The sequence below is a fragment of the Skermania sp. ID1734 genome (assembly GCF_007489285.1).
In the GTDB taxonomy this organism is placed as follows: domain Bacteria; phylum Actinomycetota; class Actinomycetes; order Mycobacteriales; family Mycobacteriaceae; genus ID1734.
In genome coordinates this window covers 61,313-83,128 of record NZ_VLIY01000009.1, presented here as the reverse complement: position 1 = coordinate 83,128, position 21,816 = coordinate 61,313, and the positions used below count along the sequence as shown (strand labels likewise).

At 64.5% G+C, this 21,816-nt stretch carries 25 protein-coding genes; 16 read left to right on the top strand and 9 right to left on the bottom strand.

From position 1 onward, the window contains the following. The first annotated feature begins 14 nt into the window (after window positions 1-14). Window positions 15-1,235 carry a glycosyltransferase gene (locus tag FOS14_RS12860; RefSeq protein ID WP_143771145.1) on the top strand — a complete coding sequence of 407 codons (1,221 nt, stop codon included), beginning with the start codon at window positions 15-17 and terminating at the stop codon, window positions 1,233-1,235. On the opposite strand, the gene FOS14_RS12855 is transcribed toward FOS14_RS12860, so the two are convergent. Further along, window positions 1,232-1,954: a polysaccharide deacetylase family protein gene (locus FOS14_RS12855; RefSeq protein WP_143771143.1), complete on the bottom strand. Its 723-nt coding sequence runs from the start codon at window positions 1,952-1,954 to the stop codon at window positions 1,232-1,234. The two genes, FOS14_RS12860 and FOS14_RS12855, sit on opposite strands and share 4 nt — an antisense overlap. Window positions 1,955-2,081: 127 nt before the next feature. On the opposite strand from FOS14_RS12855, the gene FOS14_RS12850 reads away from it, so the two are divergent. The 4 genes from FOS14_RS12850 to FOS14_RS25225 all read left to right on the top strand — a co-directional run bounded on the left by FOS14_RS12850 (window position 2,082) and on the right by FOS14_RS25225 (window position 5,079). Continuing rightward, window positions 2,082-3,314, top strand: a complete 1,233-nt coding sequence (locus FOS14_RS12850; RefSeq protein WP_143771141.1) for a lipase family protein — start codon at window positions 2,082-2,084, stop codon at window positions 3,312-3,314. 94 nt (window positions 3,315-3,408) lie between these two features. After that, complete coding sequence (locus FOS14_RS12845) at window positions 3,409-3,618, top strand: hypothetical protein (protein ID WP_143771139.1); 210 nt, start codon at window positions 3,409-3,411, stop codon at window positions 3,616-3,618. 684 nt (window positions 3,619-4,302) lie between these two features. After that, entirely contained in the window at window positions 4,303-4,542 is a 240-nt protein-coding gene (locus tag FOS14_RS25230) for a transposase (protein WP_370512231.1), read from the top strand. A gap of 30 nt (window positions 4,543-4,572) precedes the next feature. Next, window positions 4,573-5,079, top strand: coding sequence for an IS110 family transposase (locus FOS14_RS25225; protein WP_255450299.1), 507 nt, complete (start codon window positions 4,573-4,575; stop codon window positions 5,077-5,079). 70 nt (window positions 5,080-5,149) lie between these two features. Here FOS14_RS25225 and FOS14_RS12835 read toward each other — a convergent pair whose 3' ends face one another. After that, window positions 5,150-6,601, bottom strand: a complete 1,452-nt coding sequence (locus FOS14_RS12835; RefSeq protein ID WP_143771137.1) for an MFS transporter — start codon at window positions 6,599-6,601, stop codon at window positions 5,150-5,152. Between the two features lie 100 nt (window positions 6,602-6,701). Between FOS14_RS12835 and FOS14_RS12830 the strand changes: the two genes are divergently transcribed. Both FOS14_RS12830 and FOS14_RS12825 read left to right on the top strand, forming a co-directional pair. Beyond that, on the top strand, window positions 6,702-7,571 hold the full coding sequence (locus tag FOS14_RS12830) for a helix-turn-helix transcriptional regulator (protein ID WP_143771135.1): 870 nt from the start codon (window positions 6,702-6,704) through the stop codon (window positions 7,569-7,571). After that, entirely contained in the window at window positions 7,568-7,963 is a 396-nt protein-coding gene (locus FOS14_RS12825; RefSeq protein ID WP_143771133.1) for a cupin domain-containing protein, read from the top strand. The genes FOS14_RS12830 and FOS14_RS12825 overlap by 4 nt, the downstream gene beginning before the upstream one ends. Here the strand turns inward: FOS14_RS12825 and FOS14_RS12820 are convergent. From FOS14_RS12820 to FOS14_RS12810, 3 genes are read right to left on the bottom strand one after another with little or no spacing between them, the layout of a single operon-like run. After that, a complete protein-coding gene (locus FOS14_RS12820; protein WP_143771131.1) occupies window positions 7,960-8,784 on the bottom strand; it encodes an SDR family oxidoreductase in 825 nt (274 codons plus the stop codon). The two genes, FOS14_RS12825 and FOS14_RS12820, sit on opposite strands and share 4 nt — an antisense overlap. Next, a complete protein-coding gene (locus FOS14_RS12815; protein WP_143771129.1) occupies window positions 8,781-9,170 on the bottom strand; it encodes a DUF2255 family protein in 390 nt (129 codons plus the stop codon). The genes FOS14_RS12820 and FOS14_RS12815 overlap by 4 nt, the downstream gene beginning before the upstream one ends. Next, window positions 9,167-10,204 (bottom strand): zinc-dependent alcohol dehydrogenase family protein, encoded by a 1,038-nt coding sequence (locus FOS14_RS12810; RefSeq protein ID WP_143771127.1) that lies wholly within the window; start codon window positions 10,202-10,204, stop codon window positions 9,167-9,169. The genes FOS14_RS12815 and FOS14_RS12810 overlap by 4 nt, the downstream gene beginning before the upstream one ends. Window positions 10,205-10,481: 277 nt before the next feature. Between FOS14_RS12810 and dinB the strand changes: the two genes are divergently transcribed. The 5 genes from dinB to FOS14_RS12785 all read left to right on the top strand — a co-directional run bounded on the left by dinB (window position 10,482) and on the right by FOS14_RS12785 (window position 15,144). Next, complete coding sequence (dinB, locus tag FOS14_RS12805; RefSeq protein WP_143771125.1) at window positions 10,482-11,678, top strand: DNA polymerase IV; 1,197 nt, start codon at window positions 10,482-10,484, stop codon at window positions 11,676-11,678. A gap of 37 nt (window positions 11,679-11,715) precedes the next feature. Continuing rightward, on the top strand, window positions 11,716-12,579 hold the full coding sequence (locus FOS14_RS12800; RefSeq protein WP_185981752.1) for an AraC family transcriptional regulator: 864 nt from the start codon (window positions 11,716-11,718) through the stop codon (window positions 12,577-12,579). A gap of 64 nt (window positions 12,580-12,643) precedes the next feature. Further along, window positions 12,644-13,225: a dihydrofolate reductase family protein gene (locus FOS14_RS12795; RefSeq protein ID WP_143771122.1), complete on the top strand. Its 582-nt coding sequence runs from the start codon at window positions 12,644-12,646 to the stop codon at window positions 13,223-13,225. Window positions 13,226-13,360: 135 nt separating this feature from the next. Then, window positions 13,361-14,344 carry an ATP-binding cassette domain-containing protein gene (locus FOS14_RS12790; RefSeq protein ID WP_143771120.1) on the top strand — a complete coding sequence of 328 codons (984 nt, stop codon included), beginning with the start codon at window positions 13,361-13,363 and terminating at the stop codon, window positions 14,342-14,344. 11 nt (window positions 14,345-14,355) lie between these two features. Beyond that, window positions 14,356-15,144, top strand: coding sequence for an ABC transporter permease (locus FOS14_RS12785; protein WP_143771297.1), 789 nt, complete (start codon window positions 14,356-14,358; stop codon window positions 15,142-15,144). On the opposite strand, the gene FOS14_RS12780 is transcribed toward FOS14_RS12785, so the two are convergent. Then, a complete protein-coding gene (locus FOS14_RS12780) occupies window positions 15,134-15,979 on the bottom strand; it encodes an arylamine N-acetyltransferase (protein ID WP_255450298.1) in 846 nt (281 codons plus the stop codon). The genes FOS14_RS12785 and FOS14_RS12780 overlap by 11 nt on opposite strands. A 66-nt stretch (window positions 15,980-16,045) precedes the next feature. Here FOS14_RS12780 and FOS14_RS12775 point away from each other — a divergent pair, with 66 nt between their 5' ends. Next, a complete protein-coding gene (locus tag FOS14_RS12775; protein ID WP_143771118.1) occupies window positions 16,046-18,268 on the top strand; it encodes an MMPL family transporter in 2,223 nt (740 codons plus the stop codon). A gap of 4 nt (window positions 18,269-18,272) precedes the next feature. On the opposite strand, the gene FOS14_RS12770 is transcribed toward FOS14_RS12775, so the two are convergent. Beyond that, complete coding sequence (locus FOS14_RS12770) at window positions 18,273-18,746, bottom strand: hypothetical protein (protein ID WP_143771116.1); 474 nt, start codon at window positions 18,744-18,746, stop codon at window positions 18,273-18,275. Between the two features lie 155 nt (window positions 18,747-18,901). Between FOS14_RS12770 and FOS14_RS12765 the strand changes: the two genes are divergently transcribed. Together FOS14_RS12765 and FOS14_RS12760 are read left to right on the top strand one after the other, a co-directional pair. Then, window positions 18,902-19,432, top strand: a complete 531-nt coding sequence (locus FOS14_RS12765) for a peptidylprolyl isomerase (RefSeq protein WP_185981751.1) — start codon at window positions 18,902-18,904, stop codon at window positions 19,430-19,432. A gap of 13 nt (window positions 19,433-19,445) precedes the next feature. Then, window positions 19,446-20,384, top strand: a complete 939-nt coding sequence (locus FOS14_RS12760) for a rhomboid family intramembrane serine protease (RefSeq protein ID WP_143771112.1) — start codon at window positions 19,446-19,448, stop codon at window positions 20,382-20,384. Window position 20,385: 1 nt separating this feature from the next. On the opposite strand, the gene FOS14_RS12755 is transcribed toward FOS14_RS12760, so the two are convergent. Both FOS14_RS12755 and crgA read right to left on the bottom strand, forming a co-directional pair. Continuing rightward, complete coding sequence (locus FOS14_RS12755) at window positions 20,386-20,835, bottom strand: PH domain-containing protein (protein ID WP_143771110.1); 450 nt, start codon at window positions 20,833-20,835, stop codon at window positions 20,386-20,388. A 40-nt stretch (window positions 20,836-20,875) separates the two neighbouring features. Beyond that, the gene (gene crgA, locus FOS14_RS12750) at window positions 20,876-21,139 is read right to left on the bottom strand and encodes a cell division protein CrgA (RefSeq protein ID WP_143771108.1); all 264 of its coding nucleotides are present in this window, start codon (window positions 21,137-21,139) and stop codon (window positions 20,876-20,878) included. Window positions 21,140-21,174: 35 nt separating this feature from the next. On the opposite strand from crgA, the gene FOS14_RS12745 reads away from it, so the two are divergent. Next, a complete protein-coding gene (locus FOS14_RS12745; protein WP_143771106.1) occupies window positions 21,175-21,816 on the top strand; it encodes an aminodeoxychorismate/anthranilate synthase component II in 642 nt (213 codons plus the stop codon).

Genomic DNA, 21,816 nt, shown 5'->3' with positions numbered 1-21,816 from the left:
TACACTGAAAATGTGTGCCGCCGAATGCGGTCCGCCACGGCCCGCCCGAGATGATTCGAGAGCGTATGCCCGACAACGGTTTTGGCCGGATCTCTGCAGATCCGGCGGTGCGGGAGGCCCGCACCGGAGTCGCCGACCCGTCCAGTTCTGCCGAGCTGCACAGCGCGCTGATCCTGTCCGGTGATATCGGCGCTGGTCACAAGGTCGTGGCCGCTACGGTTGCAGACTTGCTTGCTCCGCGCGGCTGTCGGGTGCACACCCTGGACTCGATGGCCTTGTTGGGCTCGGCGGGTGCGTCCGCCGGCGAGGCCGCGTTTCGACGGCTGCTGGATATCCCCGGCGTCTACGACGCCTTCCACTTCTCGTGCCTGCGTCCGGGTACTTGGCCGGCGCGCTTCGCCGATCGGGCGGCGCGTCACTACATGGTTCCCCGGTTGGCCAAGGTGCTGGAAGCGGATCGGCCGGACGTCGTGCTCGCGGTCTTCGCGACGGGTGCCGCCGCGACCGCGGAACTCGCCCGCGCCGGCGCCGCGCCGCCGGTGGTCGCGTTCTGCACCGACGTCACACCACACCGGTTGTGGGTGCACGACGGCATCGGCGCTTACCTGGTGATCTGTAAGGCCGCCGCCGAGGCCGTCCGGCGCTACCAGCCGCGTGCTCATGTCGTGGTGGTGCCGCGCCCGGTTCGGCGCGGTTTCCTCACCGCGCCCAGCCAGTCCGTCGCCCGCCGGGCGTTCGATGTGCCTGCCGGTGAGCCCTGCGCATTGCTGATGTCCGGGGGGTGGGGACTGGGGCCGATTTCCGAGGCGGCTGCCGCTTTGGCCGATGCCGGGGTCCATGTTCTGGCAGTAGCGGGCAGCAACTCCGCGCTGGCGGATCGATTGCGCGCCGTCGCCCGGTCGCGGCCGCGGATTCGACCGTTCGGGTTCACCACCGAAGTCCCCGCGCTGATGAGCGCCGCTGACTTGGTGATCACGACGAGTGGAGTGACCTGCTCGGAAGCTCGGGCCGTCGGGCGACCGATGCTCTTGTTGGATGTCGTGCCCGGTCATGGCCGCGAGAACCTGCAACAGGAACTCGAACTCGGCGGTGCCGCGGTCGCGTCGACCGACGCCGCGTCGTTGACCGCATCCGCGCTCGCCGTACTCGAGCGGGGCACAAAGATCGAAGCGTACGATCCGACGCAGGCATTCACCGCGGGGCTCGATGAGGTTCTCGCGAGCGTGCGGCGCTAGCGGAGGCCGTGGTCGCGTAGGGGTCCCACTGTGAGGCCTTGCGACCGGAGTTCAGTTAGCAGCGTCGGCAACGCGGCGGCCGTTGTCCGCCAGGAATCCAAGGCCGACGCGCAGTCGCTGTCGTGCAACAGGATGGTGCTCCCGCCGCATGCATTGCGACACACGGTGTCCACAACGCTCTGCGGTGTCGCGTCTGCGCGCCAGTCCTTGCCCCAGGCATCCCACAAGACCGGGACCAGCCCGGCGCGGTGGGCCTCGATGAACGAGGCAGCCGAAGCGATCCCGTAGGGCGGCCGATAGAAGCGCGGCTCCATGCCGGTCACCGCGGCGATCTCGGCGAGGCCGGCGCGCACGCTGCGCCGCAGCGCCATTGGGGTCATGGTCAAGCTGTTGTGGTGATGCCAGCCGTGCAGGCCGATCTCATGGCCATCGGCCACGATGCGACGGGCTACGTCGGGATGCTGTGCGACCTGCTCGCCAAGCACGAAAAACGTTCCGGTGACTCTGAATTGATGGAGTATGTCAAGGATTGCCGGCGTGCCGACCGGGTGTGGGCCGTCGTCGAAGGTGAGGGCGACATGGTCTGCGCGTCCGCGTCCGGCCAGGTGCGGGGTGAACCGACGGACGGCCGCGAGCGCGGTGACCGAGGGCAATGCGTAACCGACGTACGCCGACAACGCAGCCACGCCAACGGCTTTCAGCCCCGCTGACGCGTCCATGAGACCTCCGCCGGTATTTGATCTTTGCCTCACCATATTGCCTGCCTGAGCGAAGGTTTGCTGAGATACTTCGACCAGCGGATCGATTCGCTGACAGTTAGCGCGTTACCGAGCCAAAGGACAGCCGGTGAAAGCACTATCGTTGTCGGGGTTGCGGTTTCGGTGGGTCGTGGTAATGGTTGCCAGCGTCGGGCTGCTGGTGGCGTTCGCGGGGTTTGTTCCCGGACGAGCATTCGCGGACCCGGTGGTCGAGCCGCAGGTCGATCCGTTCTATGTGCCACCGCCTGACCTCGCGAACCTGTCGCCTGGTGCGGTTATTCGGACCCGGCAGGTCGGACTGACCTTCTACTCGATCCCGACGCCGCTGTCGGCGACACAGATCTATTTCCGGACCACCGACAGCCACGGTGCACCGGTGGCTACCGCGACAACGGTCGTCCTGCCCCTGGGCGGGTGGACGGGCCCGGCGCGACGCGTCGTTGCCTATCAGATAGCGATAAACGGTCTCGCCGGCCGATGCGATCCGTCCTATCGGCTTCGCGTGGGAACCGAGGGCGATCTGCGCGTGATCGCGCAGTTGGTGCAGCAGGGATATGCCGTCGTGGTGACGGATCATCAGGGGCCCCGCCACGCGTACGGTGCCGGATTGATGTCGGCGCACGCGGTGCTCGACGGGATTCGTGCCGCAGAGGCGACGCCCGAGTTGGGTCTGGTGGGGGCTCGGACTCCGGTCGCGTTATGGGGATACTCGGGCGGCGCCTTGGCCACCGGGTGGGCCGTGCAGGAACAACCGCGTTATGCACCGGAATTGAACGTGGTGGGTGCCGCATTCGGCGGCACGCCTGCGGACCCGCGAGCGGCCGGTAAGGCCATGGACGGTGGGATCGCGTCGAGCGTCTTCTTGATGGCTGTCATAGGTACCAGTCGGGAGTATCCAGAGCTGGACACTTATCGAAGCCTCTTGAATGACCAAGGACGGCAGGCCGAACAGGTGCTGGGTGGCCGCTGTATCGAGGACGGCGCGATTGCATACCCGTTCCGGCGATTCTCCGACTTCACCACCGTCCCGGATCCACTCGATGATCCGCGACTGGCGAGCGTCTTCGATCAATTGACGCTCGGAAAGTCCGCGCCGACGGCTCCCGTGTATCTGTATCACGCCGCGCACGACGAGGGCATGCCGCTGGCGGCGGTCGCCAAACTGGACGCCGACTGGTGTCGTCAGGGATCACGGGTGTGGTTCGTGGTGGATCCGCTCGCCGAACACATCAGCCTTGCCGTTACCGCAATTCCTGGGGTGTTGAGTTTTCTTGCAGACCGGTTCACTGACCGGGACGCACCCTCGAACTGTTTCATGTGAAACCGACAGAATTTTCCTGCTGGATCCAGTAGCGCCGGGGTCCATTCCGGCGATGTGTAGGTAACAGCTTCGGGTGCTGAGCAGGAGGCCCACAATGAACGTGATGATCGAGATGACCGCGCTGTCGGTCGGCCGTCCCCACAACGGCGCGAGCACCGAGGCCGTGGCCGCCTGGTACGAAGCGAAGTCCCGCCTGCACGAGCACCTGGCGAGCCTCGGCGGCCCCGATGCCGACCGCGAACGTGCACTCGCCGTTTCCGCGCACGAGCGTTCGTTGCGGATGTTGCGTACCGTCGCTGCCTAGAACGGCGCCGGTTCGTCACCCGGTGGCGAGTCCGGTGGTGTCGGTTTGGGTTGTGGCGGTGGGGGTTTCGGGAGTGTTGTTTCGAGGAGGAATTCAAGCTCGTCTTCGATGCGGCTGTAATAGCCGAGGTTGGCCGGGTAGAGCAGGGCGGGGTTGTCGCAGTGCAGGATGCCGGTGAACTCGGTTTCGGGTGCGGTTGGCTTTTCTGACTTATATGAGTTCGCGGTTTCGTGTTCGAACCGACGGGTTCGTAACGTGCCGAAGGTGATCGGAAAAGTTGGCTCGGCGGCTTCATGTCGCCCGCCTATCGGTGGGCTGGCTTTCAGAGGGTCTGCTGCTCTTCCGATTCCGCCCGCACGCTGACTCAACAGAGGTCTGAATACCCCGAAGTGGTGTCATGAAGTCGGAATGTCGCCTGCGGTCGATCACCCACAGTGAAACCTATCTGGAGGACCGAGAAGTTTGATCGGCATTGGAGTCGATCCGCACAAGTCCACCCACACGGCCACAGCCGTGAACCCTGCAACCAACGCTGATATCGGATCAATTCGCATTCGGTCGACGCTTGCACGACTATGAACAGCTCCTCGCCTGGGCCGGGCAGTGGCCGCAACGCCGCTGGGCGGTGGAGAATGCGCACAGCCTAGGACATCATCTCTCGCAATGGCTTGTCCGCAATGGTGAATAGGTAGTGATGTTCCCTCGACCGCCACGGCACGGATTAGACAGCTCTCCCGTGGAAACCGGCGCAAGAACGATCGAATAGACGGTGCGGCGGCGGCCAGCGTGGCGGCTTTGCAAGGCGATGCACGACCAGTCGCCAGCGAAGACCACACTGCCGTACTGCGGTTACTCGACGAACGTCGCCAAAACCTTGTCGAGCAATCAATCCGCGTTCGCAACCAACTCCACGCGGTCTTATGAGAACTGATCCCGGGCGCTGTCGACAAACGCATGGACCACGAGGACGCGTCGCTGGCTCTGCGCAAGATCGACCCTGCGACCGCCGCTGCTCGGATGCGTCTGAGGCTGGGGTTGGAAATGGTCGGTGACCTGCGTCGTTTGACGGTCCAGATTCTCGAGATCACCGAACGAACCGAGGAACTGCTTACCGACTGCGGTACGACGCTCACCGAGATCTGCGGAGTGGGTCCGGTCATGGCCGCCCGCATTCTCGGCCGCACAGGCGATCCGTTCCGTTTCACCAGTGAGGCAGCATTCGCCAACTACACAGGAACCGCACCGGTCGAAATCTCTCCAGCGCCGACACGCATCGACATCGCCTCTCGCGCGGAGGCGATCGAATATGAACTCGGCCATCCATGTCATTGCAATGTGCCAAGCGCGAAACACGCGGAAGCGAAGGCTACGCGTATTACCACCGAGAAATTGCCGAAGGTAAAGCTCCCCGTGATGCACGACGCTGTCTCAAACGACAGGTCGCCAAACGATTGTGGATGACTATGTGCGCCGATGAAAAACGGCGGGCCGCGTCCTCCCTTCGCGAACCCGCCGTTGCTTGAGTGTCATGTCACAGGACATCGATCGAATTCGGAGTCCGCACGGCTTTCGGTGCGGCCAGTTTCGCGCGGTGACCCGGCACCAGCATGAGGAGGACGACGATGAGGCAGGCGCTCAGGAGCACACTCGCTGCTATGAGGGCGTAGGCGAACTGGCTCATCAGTGTCGTGGCGCGCGCTGATACGGAAACCAGGATCGCGAGCCCAAGTGCCATCCCGAGCTGGTGGAAGGTGTTGACCAGACCCGATGCTGCGCCGGCGTCTTCTGCCGGGGCGTCGACGATGCCGAACGATGTGAGCGGCGCGAACGCGAGTCCCTGACCGACACCGATGAGCAGCATCGGCAGAGCAACCGAAGTGAGGTAGCCGTATGCGGGAGAGGCCTGGCTCAACCACGCCATACCCGCGAGAGTGAGCACGACGCCTGCGGTGAGCAATGCGGCACTGCCGAACCGTCGAACCAATCGGGGCACCATCATTGCGACCGCGAAGTTCACGGCGGTCATGGGCAGGAAGCCGAGTCCGGCTTGGAGTGCGGTGAATCCGAAAATGCCCTGCATGAGCTGGGTGGTGAAGAAGAAGAACCCGATCATGGCGCCGAGATACAACGCACGCGCGAGGTAGGCGCCGGCCCGCCGGCGGTCGGTGAACAGCCGCAGCGGCAGGATCGGCTGGTCCGCGCGCTTTTCGTTGATCACGAGAAGGGCGAGCATCGCGACGGCGATTGTGATCGAGGACAGAACAAGGGCATTGGCCCAACCGCGAGCCGCGGATTCGATGACTCCGAACACCAACGCCCCGGTCCCCACCGTGGCCAGGACCGCCCCCGCGAGGTCGAACGTGCCCGGACGGCGGGCGGTTTCTGGAAGGTATTTGGGAGCCAGAGCGATCATGGCTACCCCGATCGGCAGATTGATGAAGAACCCTGCTCGCCACGAGATCCAAGAAGCAGCGGCGCCGCCGACCAGCAGTCCCAAACTGGCACCAATTCCGGCCGTCGCGCCGTAGTAGGCGACGGCCTTCGAGCGTGCCTCGCCTTCCGGAAAGCTGGCAGTCAGTAGCGACAGCGATGACGGGGCCACGATCGCGGCACCAATTCCTTGCAGGGCGCGGGCGGCGATGAGCCATGAGCCGCTCGGTGCGACGCCGATCAGGAAAGAGGCGCCGACGAAGATCGCGAGCCCGGTGATGAATACGCGGCGGCGTCCAATCAGGTCTCCAAGGCGAGCGCCGAGCAGAAGCAGCCCACCAAAGACGAGGGTGTATGCGTCCTGCACCCACGACAGGCTGGTCGAAGACAGCTGAAGCGACTCTCGGATCGACGGTAATCCGGTGAACACCACAGAGTTGTCGAGCAGGATCAGAAAGTAGCTGACCAGGATAATCGTCAGGATTGCGCCCGGTTTAGCAGCGGTTGTTGTCCTCGGGGTGCCCGCTGTGTCGGTGCTGAGCAAAGTCGTCATACTTCTAAACAACGCCGTATCGGTCGTCGGTGGCAGACCCCGTTGAGAGGGGTACGCGCAGGGCCTCCCACGAACGCCCGCCGTCAGTAGCGTTGATGGTGTGACACCCAGAGACGACATCCGCGACTTCCTCGCCACCAGGCGCGCGAAACTCTCGCCCGAGCAGGCGGGACTGCCGATCTATGGGGCCAACCGCCGCGTCAGCGGATTGCGGCGGGAAGAGGTTGCGCTGCTCGCCGGAATCAGCGTCGAGTACTACACGCGCCTCGAGCGCGGCAATATTGGATCGGTCTCCGAAAGCGTCGTCGAAGGCGTCGCGCACGCGCTACAACTCGACGAGGCCGAACGTGACCACCTGAATCGGCTCATCCGCACCGCGACGACGCGTAAACCCGCCCGCCGAACCGCGACGAGGCGGCGCGTGCGACCCACCATCCAACGAATGCTCGACCTGATGCCGATGCCGGCGTACCTGCGCAATGGCCGGTTCGACATTCTCGCCGCCAACGACCTCGGTAGGGCTCTGTACAGCCCGGTTTACGAAGAGTCCGATACCCCGAACACTGCACGATTCGTGTTCCTCAGCCCGGCGGCACCGGAGTTCTTCCTCGACTTCGACAAGATCCAGGACGACGCCGTGGCGTTCCTGCGTACCGAAGCCGGGCGCGACCCGTTCGACAAAGACCTGCAGGACCTCATCGGTGAACTGTCGACCCGCAGCCAAACGTTCCGGCAGCGCTGGGCCAGCCACGATGTGCGCTATCACCGCACCGGCACCAAACGATTCCACCACCCGCTCGTCGGCGATCTGACCCTCGATTTCGAGGCCCTCGAACTTCCCGGCGATGAAGGACAGCGACTCAACGTCTACACCGCACCACCGGGCACTCCCACTGCCGAAGCGCTGAACCTGCTGGCCAGCTGGACCGCTAGAGAACCCGTGAATCCGACTCGGAACGAGGCATCGTGAAACGTCTGGAAAAGCAACCGACCACCAAGGGACCAGCGGACCTGTTCACCGGCGATGTCTGGTTCGACGTGATCGCCCGGGGAACCGACCAGTCGCGTCTACGCGTGAACGCTGTGCGCTTTTCACCCTGTGCGCGTACCGCGTGGCATAGCCACAGCGTCGGTCAGACATCGCACGTTACCGACGGCATCGGGATCGTCGCCACTCGCGATGAGGTCATCATCATGCGACCCGGCGACACGGTCCACACGCCACCTGGCGAGGAACATTGGCACGGCGCCATACCCGAGCACTTCATGACCAACCTCGCGATGTGGGAAGACGACAACGCCACGTGGGGTGAGCACGTGACCGACGACGAATACAATGCTGCCGCCGCCACGGACGGCTAGGGCGCGAGTTCGCCGAAGAAGTACGACGCGGTGACCCCGCCATCGAGGAGGAAGTCACTGCCGGTGATGAAGCCGCCATCGGGTCCCATCAACAGCGCCGCCACAGTGGCGATTTCGTCCGGGGTTCCGGCGCGTCCGGCCGGACTGAGTTCGAGCATGCGCCGATAACCCGCCCCGCGTGGCCCGGTGAGTTCGTCCCGCGCCAGCGGGGTGATGACAATTCCGGGGCTAATCGTGTTGATCCGAGCGCCACGTTTGGCCCACCGCACGGCTTCGGCCATGACACGCAGTGCATTGCCGCGTTTTGCCAGCTGGTATGCGTGTAGTGTGTCTGTTATCTGATCGGGTGCGAGCATCGGCAAGCGCAGCAGCTCTTCGGCCGGGGTGGTGGCCAGTGCTCTGTTCTGCTCCGGAGTCAGTGCCGGCAGGCGGTGTCCCGATTGTGAAGCGATGACGACGCCGGACCCACCGCGAGCGATGACTTGACCGAACTCTTCGAGAACGACGGCGGTGCCGTACAGGTCAACGGTCAGGATCGCTTCGGGAGGGGCTTGGCTGGGTGAAACACCCGCGGCGTGGATGACGTGGGTGATCGCACCACGTTTGCTCGCTTCCTCGACCAAGGCGTGCACCGATTCGCGATCGGATACGTCCACGGTGGTGGTGGTGGCCTCGAACCCGGCGTTGAGCAAGGTGTCGGCGGCGGCCTCGGCGTTTTCGCGGCGCAGGTCAGCCAGCACGACCTTCTTGCCGGCACTGACGCGCCGGGCGATGGCTTGGCCGATCAAACCGGGCCCGATGACAACCACGACCTCGCTCATGACTGGCTCCTGATGAGGCGGATGGTGACCGGATGAGAACCTGGACCGGTGACATGGCTGACCGGTCCAGGTCCGTAGCGGTCGTACTTTGCGTGGTAGGTGCGGTCGATGTCGGAATGAGGACTCGATATGTCTTGATCGAAACGCACATCTCGTTCGATCCCGCCGGCACGGACGCGGCCTTTTCCACTGGTCAGCGCGTGGCGATACCAACCGCGGGTGGGACCGCCCGCAGAGCGCACATAGATGCCGTCGCCGACCCGCACCACCCACATCGTGGTGTACGGACGCAGCGAACCGTCCACTTTTCGCGTGGCTAGTTCCAGCTCGACGGCGTTGCCGATGACACTCAACTCGCCTTCGGTCCAGTCGTCAGCCCCGCTCACAGCGTGCCGACCCGGATCAAAGACTTGGTCGCGCGGCGCTGGTTCATCGCTGCGTAGGCGTCCGCGACGTGTTCGAGATCGGTTTCGTAGTCGAACACCAGTCCCGGGTTGATCGTTCCTGCAAGTACGTCATCGAGCAGTTCGGGAATGTAGATGCGTGCTGGTGCGGGGCCGCCGCGCCAGCCGACGTTGCGGAAAAAGGTTTGCGCGAACGGCACGGCCCCGTGCGGCACCCCGACGATTCCGACCGTTGAACCCGGACGGGCGACGGCGAACGCGGTGCTGATGGATTCGTCGGTGCCTGCGCATTCGAGTGCAGCGTCCACACCGATTCCACCGGTCACTTCCAGCACGGCTTCGTTCGCTGCCTCACCGCGTTCGGCGACGATGTCCGTCGCGCCGAACTGCCGCGCGATCTGCTGCCGTTGCGGATGACGACTCAGGGCGATGATCCGTTCGGCACCAAGGCGTTTGGCGGCCAGCACCGCCGACAATCCGACCGCGCCGTCACCGACAACGGCCACCGTGTCGCCTTTGGAAACGCCGGCGCTGACAGCGGCGTGATGGCCCGTGGACATCACATCCGACAACGCCAGCAGTGATCGCAAAACCTCATCCGAGTGGCCGGAACCAGGGACCGGGACCAGAGTGCTGGCCGCAAGAGGAACCCGCACGACTTCGCCCTGACCACCGTCGATGATGCCGTTTCCGAAGGAACCGCCGCGCACGCAGCTGATCGTCGATCCGTTGCGGCAGTGCGGACACGTCATGTCGCTGAAGAGGAACGGAGCAACGACCAGATCGCCAGGAGAAACGGTGTCGACCTCGGCTCCGACCTCCTCGACCACACCTATGAATTCATGACCGATCGACCCTTCCGCATGAGGGCTCTCGCCGCGGAAGTACCACAGGTCCGAACCGCATACGCACGCTAGAACGACGCGGACGACTGCATCCGTTGGTGCCTCGATCACCGGGTCCGGGCGATCGCCCAGCTCGACCACGCCAGGTCCACGAAAAATAGCGGCTTTCATTCCTCGACTCCTTCGTATTGCCCGTCGAAGCGACTGGCTCTATCGAGGTAACCGCGAATGCCCCTTACTCGACAGGCCCTCCTGAGGCAGGTACTACCAGTACCTCCCAACGGACTACCTAGAGCAATGAGGCGTAGTCCTCAACGACAAGAAGAGCAGGGACGAACCCTCCGCTGCGTGCGACCAGAGATGCCGGAACAGGGTTATGTTCGAACACTGAGTCGCTTGACATACACAGAGGCACCGACTTCAGACTGTCGTACCTTAGTGCGAACATATGTTCGTGTCCGCCGAACCGCACATCTTGCACGCCGACCTCGACGCCTTTTACGCGTCGGTCGAGCAACGCGACAACCCCGCACTGCGCGGTCGGCCGGTAATTGTCGGCGGTGGCGTGGTGCTCGCCGCGAGCTACGAGGCGAAAGCATTCGGCGTGCGCACGGCGATCGGCGGACGCGAGGCGCTGCGGCTGTGTCCACAGGCCGTGGTGGTGCCGGCGCGCTTCGACGCGTACCTCGCCGCGAGCAAGGCGGTGTTCGGGATCTTCCGGAACACGACCCCGAACGTCGAAGGTATCTCGATCGACGAGGCATTCCTGGATGTTCGCGGCGTGCGAAGAATTAGCGGCAACCCGCGCGCCATTGCGGAGCAGCTGCGCCGTGACGTCCGCGAACAGGTGGGCCTGCCAATCACCGTAGGCATCGCCCGCACCAAATTCTTGGCGAAAGTCGCCAGCGCGGTGGGCAAACCGGACGGACTGCTCGAGGTTCCCACCGACTCCGAACTCGAGTTCCTACATCCCCTTCCGGTGGAGCGACTGTGGGGGGTGGGCAAGGTGACCAGTCGACGGTTGCGGGAGCGCGGGATCACCACGGTCGGAGACCTTGCGGCGCTCGGCGAACCGGTTCTCACGTCGATGCTCGGAAACGGCGCCGGCCGGCATCTCTACGCGCTCGCGATGGCTCGCGACCCGCGGCGAGTCCAGACTGGACGGCGGCGGCGTTCGATCGGATCCCAGCATGCGCTGGGCCGTGGACCGACCAGCAGCGAGGATCTCGAGGCAATCGTCGTCGGGATCATCGACCGAGTGAGCAAGCGGCTGCGGAAGGCGGGTCGACGATGTCGAACAGTCGTCCTGCGGTTGCGGTTTGGCGACTTCACGCGTGCCACTCGATCCCACACACTTCGGCACCCCACCTCGCACACCGAGACGTTGCGTGCGGTCGCGCAAGAACTTTTGCGGGCGGCGATGCCGATGTTGGCGGAGCGCGGGTGCACCTTGGTCGGAATTTCCCTGTCCAATCTCGACAATGAATCGACCGCGCAGCTCGAGCTTCCGCTCGATTCCCAGCCAAGACCCGAAATCGACTGCGCAATAGATGCTTTGCGGGAACGCTTCGGCGCCGGCGTGCTTACCCGCGCAGTATTGATTGGTAGGCAACCGCGGCCGCAGGTGCCGTTGCTGCCGGATTAGGAGGCCTGCTGCTGCTCCTACTGAGTTCGGGACTGAAATGCGCCGAGCCGTCGGCGATGATGTCGGCGTGGAGTATGTGTCCAGGGTGCCCGGTCCGCCGCTGGACGGGCTGATCGACGACCTCTACTACCTGGAGGGCACCCCGCCGTACTCCCGGTTGATGCTGCCTGCGGCGCCCGCGCCGTTGCTCATCGTCAACCTCGGGGCGCCGTTTCTCATCCGGGCAGGCGCCGACGTAGCAGCTGTGGAATACGCCGATGGCTGCGCGGTCACCACCCCCACGCGTGCGTGGGAGTTCAGCTACCCGTCCCCGACCCGGTCCGTGGGCGTCCACTTCAGGCCGTGGGGGTTGGCACCGTTGCTTCCGATGCCCGCGGCCGAATTGTGTGACCGACCGGCGACCGTGGAGCAGATCTGGCCCGCTGTCGCTGAGTTGCGACACCGACTGATCTTGGCGGACGCACCGCACGAAATGCTGATGTTGCTCGAGGAGGAACTGGTGCGACGGCTGCGGGTGATCGACGGTCTTGACCTGGTCCGCCAAATGAGCAGCGCCATCGCGGCGACAGGCGGGACGGTGCCGATCAGCGAGATCGATGTCGCGGCGCGCGTCAGCAGCACGTATGTGGCGAATCGGTTCAAGGCCGTCGTCGGGGTCACGCCGAAACGGTTGGCTCGCAGCTACCGCTTCACCTCCACGGTGTTGGCTATCGACGTCGCTGCTCCGATCGACTGGGGAGAAGTCGCCGCCGATGCGGGCTACTTCGACCAGGCCCACTTCGTGCGCGAGTTCCGGGAGTTCACCGGGCTCACGCCGACCCGGTACGCCGAACTCCGGCGGCGGTTCCTGCGCGATCATCCCGACCACGCCCTGGACGGCTGGCCGCTCCCAGCCGATTGATTTCTTACAAGAGCGACAAGTTCACGCCGCACAAGACTTGGGACTCCAAGCAGAGGAGGAATCCATGGGGAAAGTGGTCATGAACGCGTCGGTTTCGGTGGATGGTTTCATCGCGGATGAGAAAGACGATCCCGGTCCGATCTTCGAGTGGCTGGTCAGCGGTGACGTGCCGTTGGACGACGGTGGCGTTCTGAAGGTGTCGCAGGCCTCTTACGGCCACATCCGGCCGTACTGGGACGAGATCGCAGTGACCATTGTTGGCCGTCACGTCTTTGACATCACCGACGGCTGGGAGGGGACGCCTCCGAGCGGGGTCGACCATGTCGTCGTGGTGAGCCACCGTGGTGCGCCCGAGGGCTGGAACGCCGAGGCGCCGTTCCACTTTGTCGACGGCATCGAGTCAGCCGTGGCCAAGGCGCGGGAGCTTGCGGGTGACCGCACTGTCGAGGTCGCTGCCGGCGATATCGGCGGCCAGGTGCTCGCCGCAGGCTTGGTCGACGAGGTACGCATGGACGTCGCACCCGTCGTGCTCGGGTCCGGTAAGCGCTACTTCGGCTCCGTCGACGCGCAGCACCTGCTGGATGGCCCAGACGTAGTTGTTCAGGGCAACCGGGTGCTTCACCTGAGCTATCGGGTGCGCCGTTGACCGATCTGACCGGGTACGCGTCTGCCGGCTCGAAAAAAAGGGATGCGCGAACTTGTCGGTGGCTCGAATAATACTGGAGCGATAACCGGGCGAATCGGACGTTCGACCCGGCTCGAGCACAGGGAGGCGAACCAGATGGCAGACGCAATTGTCGCCGAGGGTTTGGTCAAGAGATACGGCAACCTCACGGCCCTCGACGGCCTAACTCTGTCAGTTGCCGAGGGCACGGTGCTCGCGCTGCTGGGCCCGAACGGCGCGGGTAAGACCACAACGGTCCGGGTGCTCACCACGTTGTTGCGGCCGGATGCGGGCACCGCGACGGTGGCGGGCATCGACGTACTTGCGCAACCGCGCAAGCTGCGCGAACACATCGGGGCCTCGGGTCAGTACGCAGCGGTGGACGAGTATCTGACCGGCGCGGAGAACCTGGAAATGGTGGGACGGCTCTACCACCTCGGCGTCAAGCGCAGTAAGCAGCGGGCGCGCGAACTTCTCGAACGATTCGATCTCAGCGACGCCGCCGACCGTCCGGTCAAGGGGTACTCGGGCGGCATGCGCCGCCGGCTCGACCTGGCCGGCGCCCTGGTGGCGAACCCGCCGGTGTTGTTCCTCGACGAGCCGACCACCGGTCTCGATCCTCGTGCCCGAATCGGGCTGTGGGACGTGATCGACGAGTTGGTAGCGGGCGGGACGACCCTCCTCCTGACGACGCAGTACATGGACGAGGCGGACCGGCTCGCCGACCGCATCGCGGTAATCGACCATGGTCAATTGATTGCCGAAGGCACCGCCGATTCGCTCAAGGACCGGGTAGGCGGCGAGCGCATCGAGATCACCGTCGCCAACGCAGACGATCTCGATGACGCCCGAAACGAGTTGGCGCAGTTCGCTGTCGGTGCGGTGAGCGTTGACACCAACCTGCGGCGGCTGACCATACCGGTCACCGAGGGTGCCCAGTCGCTCATGGAGGCGCTGGGCAAACTCGCGGCCCGCGGCATCCGCGTCCGTGACGTCGGCCTGCGCCGTCCGACGCTCGACGATGTATTTCTCGCATTGACCGGGCATCAGGCCGAAGAATCCGAAACCACCACGGCGCCAGCGAAGGAGTATGCGAAGTGAACGCGTTACAGATGGCCGCCAGCGATGGCATCACCATCGCCAAGCGCAACCTGATCAAGATCAAACGGGTGCCGGACTTGCTCGTGTTCACGACGATGTCACCGATCATGTTCGTGCTCTTGTTCGGTTTCATCTTCGGCAGCGCGATCACCCTGCCGGGAATGTCCTACCGGGAGTTCCTGATCGCCGGGGTCTTTGCCCAGACTGTGGTCTTTGGGGCGTCGTGGACGGGGCTGGGCCTGGCCGAGGACATGCAGAAGGGCATTATCGACCGATTTCGTTCGCTGCCGATGGCGCCGTCGGCGGTGCTCGTCGGGCGCACCACCAGCGACGTCATGATCAACCTGATCAGCCTGATCGTGATGTCCCTGACCGGATTGTTGATCGGGTGGCGAATTCGTACCTCGCCGCTCGAGGCGCTGGGTGGTTTCGTGCTGCTCTTGGTCTTCGCCTACGCGATGTCGTGGGTGATGGCCGTGGTTGGCCTGTGGATCCGGACGCCGGAGGTCTTCAATAACGCCACGTTCATGACGATTTTTCCGCTGACGTTCCTGGCCAATACGTTTGTGCCCAGCGATAATCTGCCCGGACCGTTGCGGGTGATCGCCGAATGGAATCCGGTCTCCGCGCTGACGCAGGCGACGCGGGAGTTGTTCGGCAATACCAATCCGGCGATGCGGGTGCCCGACGCATGGCCGCTGCAGCACTCGGTCCTGGCGACGCTGATCTGGACGGCGCTCATTCTGATCGTGTTCGTTCCACTCGCCGTGCGTCGGTACCAAAAGGCTGTCAGTCGTTAGGGATTCGGTCGAATGCCCCACGCAGAGGATCCGGATTGTCGAGTTCTATGTGGAAATCCCGCCGCAGGCACTCGATCAGTTCGTCGGCGGAGCCGAGGACGTGCCGTTCCGACGTCCCGTCAAGGTGATGAACGTTGAGTCGACGGTTGTTGAGGGCATACCGACGATCGGCGGCCGGGCGCGCCGCCGTGAGTCCGTTCACGAAGTGCGAGCTCGGATGGGTGGACAGGTACCAGTTGGCGGCCTCGTAATCGACCGGGTACTGCGGGGTCAGGTCGAAGCGGTAGAGCGTTACCCACGCATCCCCGACCAAGGCCTCGACCGTGAAGTCGCCGTCGATATCGCCGACCCGGAACGGTTCGTGTGGCGTGGTTTGCTCGACCCCGCGCGAGAACAGCAGCGCGGAGGTGGGGGTCATGCCGCCGAAACCGACATCGACCAGATACGGCTGCGGGTCGTCTGGAACTCCCACTCGCAGCAGCATGTGCGAACGCGGAGTGATGCGATCGGGCGGACCTCCCCACAACACACGCGCGGCTAAGGCGGTCACCTCGTAACCCAGCGCCAGCAGCGCTTCGCGCAGCAGCAAATTGTGTTCGAAGCACCAGCCGCCGCGGCGATGGTCGACGAGCTTGCGCTGCAATGCGGACAGGTCCAATGAAACGGATTGTCCGAGAAAGGGATAGAGATTCTCGAACGGAATCGCAAGTGCGTGGCAATACGCGATCGAGGTCAGCGTATCCAGCGTTGGAGCGCAGTCGCCGGTGAATTCGATGCGCGCGAAATAGGCATCTAGATCAAATTCACCGGCCGCCGCCATGGTCCAATTCTGCACCGGCACTAGGCTGCGACTCGTAGGAAAGTAGCTCCGGCCGGTATCGACGTTCGCCGAGGAGATCCGATGTCCGACCCGATATCAACGATCGAGGAGCCGGAGGAGACGGCCACTCGCTCGCGCGGCTTTCGGTGGCCGATCTTCTCTATCGTTGCGGTCGCAATCGTGGTGTTCCTGCTTGGTGGCTTCGGAGGCTCTTTCCAGGCGAAACTGAGCGAAGTCCAAAAGAACGACAATTCGTCGTTCCTGCCTGGCAGCGCCGAGTCCACCCGGGCGATGCAAGAAGCAAGCGCATTTACCAAGGTGGAAAACCTGCCCGGGTTCGTCGTCTTCCATCGCGCATCCGGGCTGACGCCGCAGGACAAGCAGCGGATAACCACCGCGGTACAGGCAATTGGCGGCGTCAAAGGCGTCGACAAGCCGGCGATGCTCGGCATCCAGTTCTCCGCCGACGGAACCACCGCTGCTGCCTTCGTGCCGTTGATCGCCAAGGAGAACGGCAAGTCGCGCAACGGCGACGAGCTGCTCGATGCCGAGAACGCCGTGCTCGACACCGCCAAAAACGCGGTCGGACCCGATCTGGATGTGTATCCGGCCGGTCCGGGCGGGCTGCTGGTCGCGTTCATCTCCGTATTCAGCTCGATCGACGGCACGCTGTTGTTCGCGGCCATCGGTGTCGTCGTACTGATTTTGCTGCTGGTGTACCGCTCGCCGGTGCTCTGGGTCTTCCCGCTGTTGTCGGATGTCCTGGCCCTCGGTATCGCCTCGCTGGTGGTGTATTGGCTGGCCAAAGACGAGATCATCACGCTCAACGGGCAAAGCCAGGGAATCCTCTACGTCTTGGTACTGGGTGCCGGAACTGACTACGCGCTCTTGCTCATTGCGCGATATCGCGAGGAATTGCACGTCTACGAGAATCGGTTCGAGGCGATGATCAAGGCCTGGAAGGAATCCGCGGCCGCGATCGTAGCGTCGGCGGTGACCGTGAGCCTCGGATTGCTGTGCCTGACGTTCTCCGAGCTGAACTCGAACAAGGGCATGGGACCGGTCGGCGCGGTCGGCGTCGGCTGCACCCTGCTCGTGATGATGACGTTCCTGCCCGTCGCACTCGCCGCCTGCGGACGGTGGGTGTTCTGGCCGCGGATTCCGCGTGCGGATCAGGCGACGGACCTTGCCACCCATGGCATGTGGGGGCGGATCGCCAACACCGTCGTGAGCAATCGGCGACCGGCGTGGATCGGAGCGACGGTCATCCTGCTGATCGCAATCTCGGGGATCGGTTTGCTGAAGACCAACGGGCTGACGACGGCGCAAAGTTTCACCAATCGACCGCAAGCCATTGTGGGACAAGAGCTTTACGACGCGAAGTTTCCCAAGGGCGCCGGCGCCCCGGCGGTGATAGTGGCCAACGCGTCGACCGCGGGGGAGGTGATGAAGGTCGCCGCAGCTGTTCCTGGGGTATCGACGGCGCCCGCTTCGGTCTGCATTCAGGCCGACGCCGAGAAGGTGGCCGCGCTGCTGAGTCAACTCGGCACGGCGCCGAGCGGCGGAGCCGGCCAGTGTGTGCCGCCGAGCTTGCAGGTGCAACCGGTCAACGGCCGGACCGTCATCAACGTGGTGCTGCAGGACGCGTTCGACCAGCCCGGAGCATTGGACACGGTCAAGCGGTTGCGCGCAGCGGTGCACGCCGTCCCCGGTGCTGATGCGCTGGTGGGCGGCCAATCGGCGGCGACACTGGATGTGCACCAGGCCGCCGTGCACGACCGCGACCTGATCATCCCGATCGTGCTCGCGGTCATCTTCGTCGTGCTGTCGGTCCTCTTGCGTGCGCTGCTCGCACCGCTACTGCTGATCGGCTCGGTTGTGCTGTCCTTCGCGGCGACCCTGGGCGTGTGCGGGTTCGTGTTCAGCCACGTCTTCAACTTTTCTGGCGCCGACCAGTCGTTTCCGCTGTTCGCGTTTGTTTTCTTGGTCGCCCTCGGCATCGACTACAACATCTTCTTGATGACCCGCGTGCGGGAAGAATCGCAACAACACGGAACCCGACCAGGAATCCGTCGTGGTCTTGCGGTGACCGGTGGCGTGATCACGTCGGCCGGCGTCGTGCTTGCCGCGACCTTCGCCGTGCTGGGCGTCATGCCGCTGGTGTTCTTGGCCGAAGTGGGCTTCGCGGTGGCGTTCGGCGTACTGCTCGACACCATCGTGGTGCGGTCGGTATTGGTGCCGGCGCTGTCCTACGACATCGGCAAGCGAATCTGGTGGCCCTCGCCGCTCGCCCGACGCGAGTAAACCGTCAGCCGGGCTGGCTGGTCGGCGCCGGCGCTTGTTGGGTCGACGCGACGCCATTCGAGGACGGCTCACCGAGCCGCGGCGGTTCAGCGGCGGGCGGTGGCGTGTGGCGGCGCCGGCTCCAACCGAAGACGGCTCCACCGGCGAGTACCGCGGCAGCGACGCCGCCGACCACTAGCAGCGCGCGGGGACGAGACACCTTGGGCGTGTCCGCGACGGCTGCCGCATCCATCGCCGCCAACTCGGCCAGGTCGCGCCGCGCCTCACGGGCCCGGGCCACACCCCGTTTGGCGAGGTCGAAGCCGTTGCGAGCCAGCAGCATTCCGATACCGCCCGAACCCATCGCCAGCGCGGTAGCGCCCGCGCCCACCTGTCGCAACGCACTGCCGTAGGTAACCGGATTGCGTTCCTGCGAAAGGGTGGCAGCGTCGTCCTTACCAACTGCGCCATTCGTGCTCGACTTGCGAACGAGATTCATCGCTCCACTCTTACACAAGGACGCCACCAAACGCGCGAGTTGCCCCAACGCGTCAACCGACCCGTGCGTGAGTTTTCACCGCGGGCGGTGAAAACTCACGCACGGTCGTTGTCGGGCGTCTCGATCCGCCGCCCCCGACGTGATGGCACGATGTTGTGGTGACTTCTCCGAAGCAGACATCCACCGCGACATTGCACACCAACCGCGGCGACATCACCATCGCCCTATTCGGTAACCATGCGCCCAAGACGGTCGCCAACTTCGTCGGCTTGGCCGACGGCAGCAAGGAGTATTCGACGCAGAACGCGCAGGGCGGCACCAGCGGTCCGTTCTATGACGGTGCGCCATTCCACCGCGTCATCGCCGGCTTCATGATCCAGGGCGGCGACCCCACGGGCACCGGACGCGGCGGCCCGGGCTACCAGTTCGCCGACGAGTTCCACCCGGAACTGCAGTTCGACCGCCCGTACCTGCTGGCCATGGCCAATGCCGGCCCCGGAACCAACGGTTCGCAGTTCTTCATCACTGTCGACCGCACGCCACACCTGAACCGTCGGCACACCATCTTCGGTGAGGTGGTAGATCCGGAGTCGCGCAAGGTCGTCGATGCGATCGCCACCACGCAGACCGATCGCATGGATCGTCCGACAGAACCGGTGGTCATCAACAGCATCACCGTCGCCTGAGCCTGCGTCATCGATGAGCTATCCCGGAGGGTTCGGTCCGCCACCGGGCGGGCCGAACGCCGGTCAGCCGCAGCCGCCGGTCTGCTACCGGCACGGTGACCGGCCGACGGGCCTGTCCTGTAACCGATGCGGGCGACCGGCGTGTCCGGAGTGTCTGCGCGAGGCCGCCGTCGGGTACCAATGCGTGGACTGTGTGCGCGCTGGCCAACAGTCCCAGCGACCCGTGCGCACGGCAGCGGGTGCGCGGGTGCACGCCGGATTCACGCCTTACGTCACCTACGCGCTTATCGCCGTCAACGTCGTCGTCTTCGCGGTTACGGCCATCCAGGCGCAATCGGTGTGGGAGAACGATCGCGGCTCATCGCTGTTCAATTCCTGGGCGCTGTATCCACCGGCCGTGGCCAACGGCGACTATGTGCGGTTGATCGGGTCTGGATTCTTGCACTTCGGCCCGGTGCATCTCCTGGTCAACATGTTCGCGCTGTGGATCGTTGGTCGCGATGTGGAGCTGGTGCTGGGACGCTGGCGTTACCTCGGCGTCTACGTGGTGTCCATTCTCGGTGCGTCGGCGGCGGTGATGGTGCTGCAAACCAACGCCGTCACGGCGGGTGCGTCCGGGGGGATATTCGGGCTGTTCGGCGCGCTCGCCATCATCTTGGTGCGCCTGCGGCAGAGCCCGGGTCCGGTGCTCGTCGTCATTGCTATCAACGTGATCATCAGCGTCTCGCTGCCGGGCATATCGATCTGGGGTCACCTCGGCGGACTGGTCGCGGGCACACTCGCGAGTGTCGGCGCGCTGTTTGTACCGGTGTGGCTGGCTCACGGCCGCGGATTGAGCGGGTCGGTGACCCGTGCGATCGGTTGGGGATCGATCGTGGCGATCGGCGTGCTCTGCGCTGTAGTTATCGCCGTCCGCATCGAGCAGTTGCGCACGCAGGTCCCGCTCGTCTGAGTCAATCGCGCTCGGCGGGCACGAGTCCGTACGTGCACAGCGCGTCGAATACGTCTTGCGGGTTCGTGCCCAGGTCCCACCGTCCAAAGACGAGCAAGTGTTCTTCGCTCGTCGACTGAATGTCGATTTCGAGCATCGGCACCCGGCGGCCCAGGCGCGGGTAGCGCAGTACCCGAATGCGCTGGATGTCGGCCGCCGACCAGCTCCGGCGGCCGCGGAGACCGCCGACAGACAACATCCCGCCCGGATGAACGGCCAGCCGCGGACGTTCGCGGCCCGCCACGGCGGCGATGCCCAGACATCCCAATGCCGCAAGCAGGACCAGCACCCTCCCGGCCGCCTCGGTCGGCACAATCAGCGCGGCAATTGCCAGCGAAACACCGCCAACCGCGACGGCAACGACTGCCTGAATGGGTGTGGACCACGCGGCCAACACTCGAGAGTTATCCACAGGTGTTATTAACAATGGGGATAAACGACATCGATGTAATTCAGCGCCATCGCATGGTCATCACGAGGCCGATAACCATAAGGCCGAAGCCGATCAGGAAGTTCCAGGCGTTGAGGTCGGCCATCCAGGAGATGTGCTCGGCCGCGAGGTAGTAGACGATCAACCAGACCAGGCCGGCCACCATGAAGCCGAGCATGACGGACACGTACCAGACCGGTGACGGACCGGCCTTGACCTTCACCGGGATCCGGCTCGCCGGATTGATCGTGTAGTCGTTCTTCTTGCGAACCTTGGACTTGGGCATGCTGCTAATTTAGCCGTGCAACGTACGCTGCAGGTATGCAGATCCTGGTCGTCGACAACTACGACAGCTTTGTGTTCAACCTTGTCCAGTACCTCGGTCAGTTGGGCAGCGATGCTGTGGTGTGGCGCAACGACGACCCGAACCTCGCCGATCTCACCGCGGTCGCCAAGTCCTACGACGGCATCCTGCTCAGTCCTGGCCCGGGAACGCCGGACCGGGCTGGCGCCACGATGGGCCTCGTGGCCGCCTGTGCTGACGCCGGAACGCCGTTGCTCGGTGTTTGCCTGGGCCACCAGGCGATCGGCGCGGCGTACGGCGCGACCGTGACTCGCGCCCCAGAATTGCTGCACGGCAAGACCAGCCTGGTGCATCACAACGGTGAGGGGGTTCTGACGGGACTACCCGACCCCTTCACCGCGACTCGCTACCACTCGCTGACCGTGCTGGAGGACACCATTCCGGACGAGCTCGAGGTGACCGCCCGAACCGACAGCGGAATCGTCATGGGGATGCGGCACCGCGAACTGCCCATCCACGGCGTGCAGTTCCATCCGGAGTCGGTGCTGACGCAGGGCGGGCACCGCATGCTCGCCAACTGGCTCGAGGTGTGCGGGCGGCGGCCCGCCGAGAACCTGGTGGCAACACTCGAGCGTGAGGTGGCGAACGCCCTGGCCTGA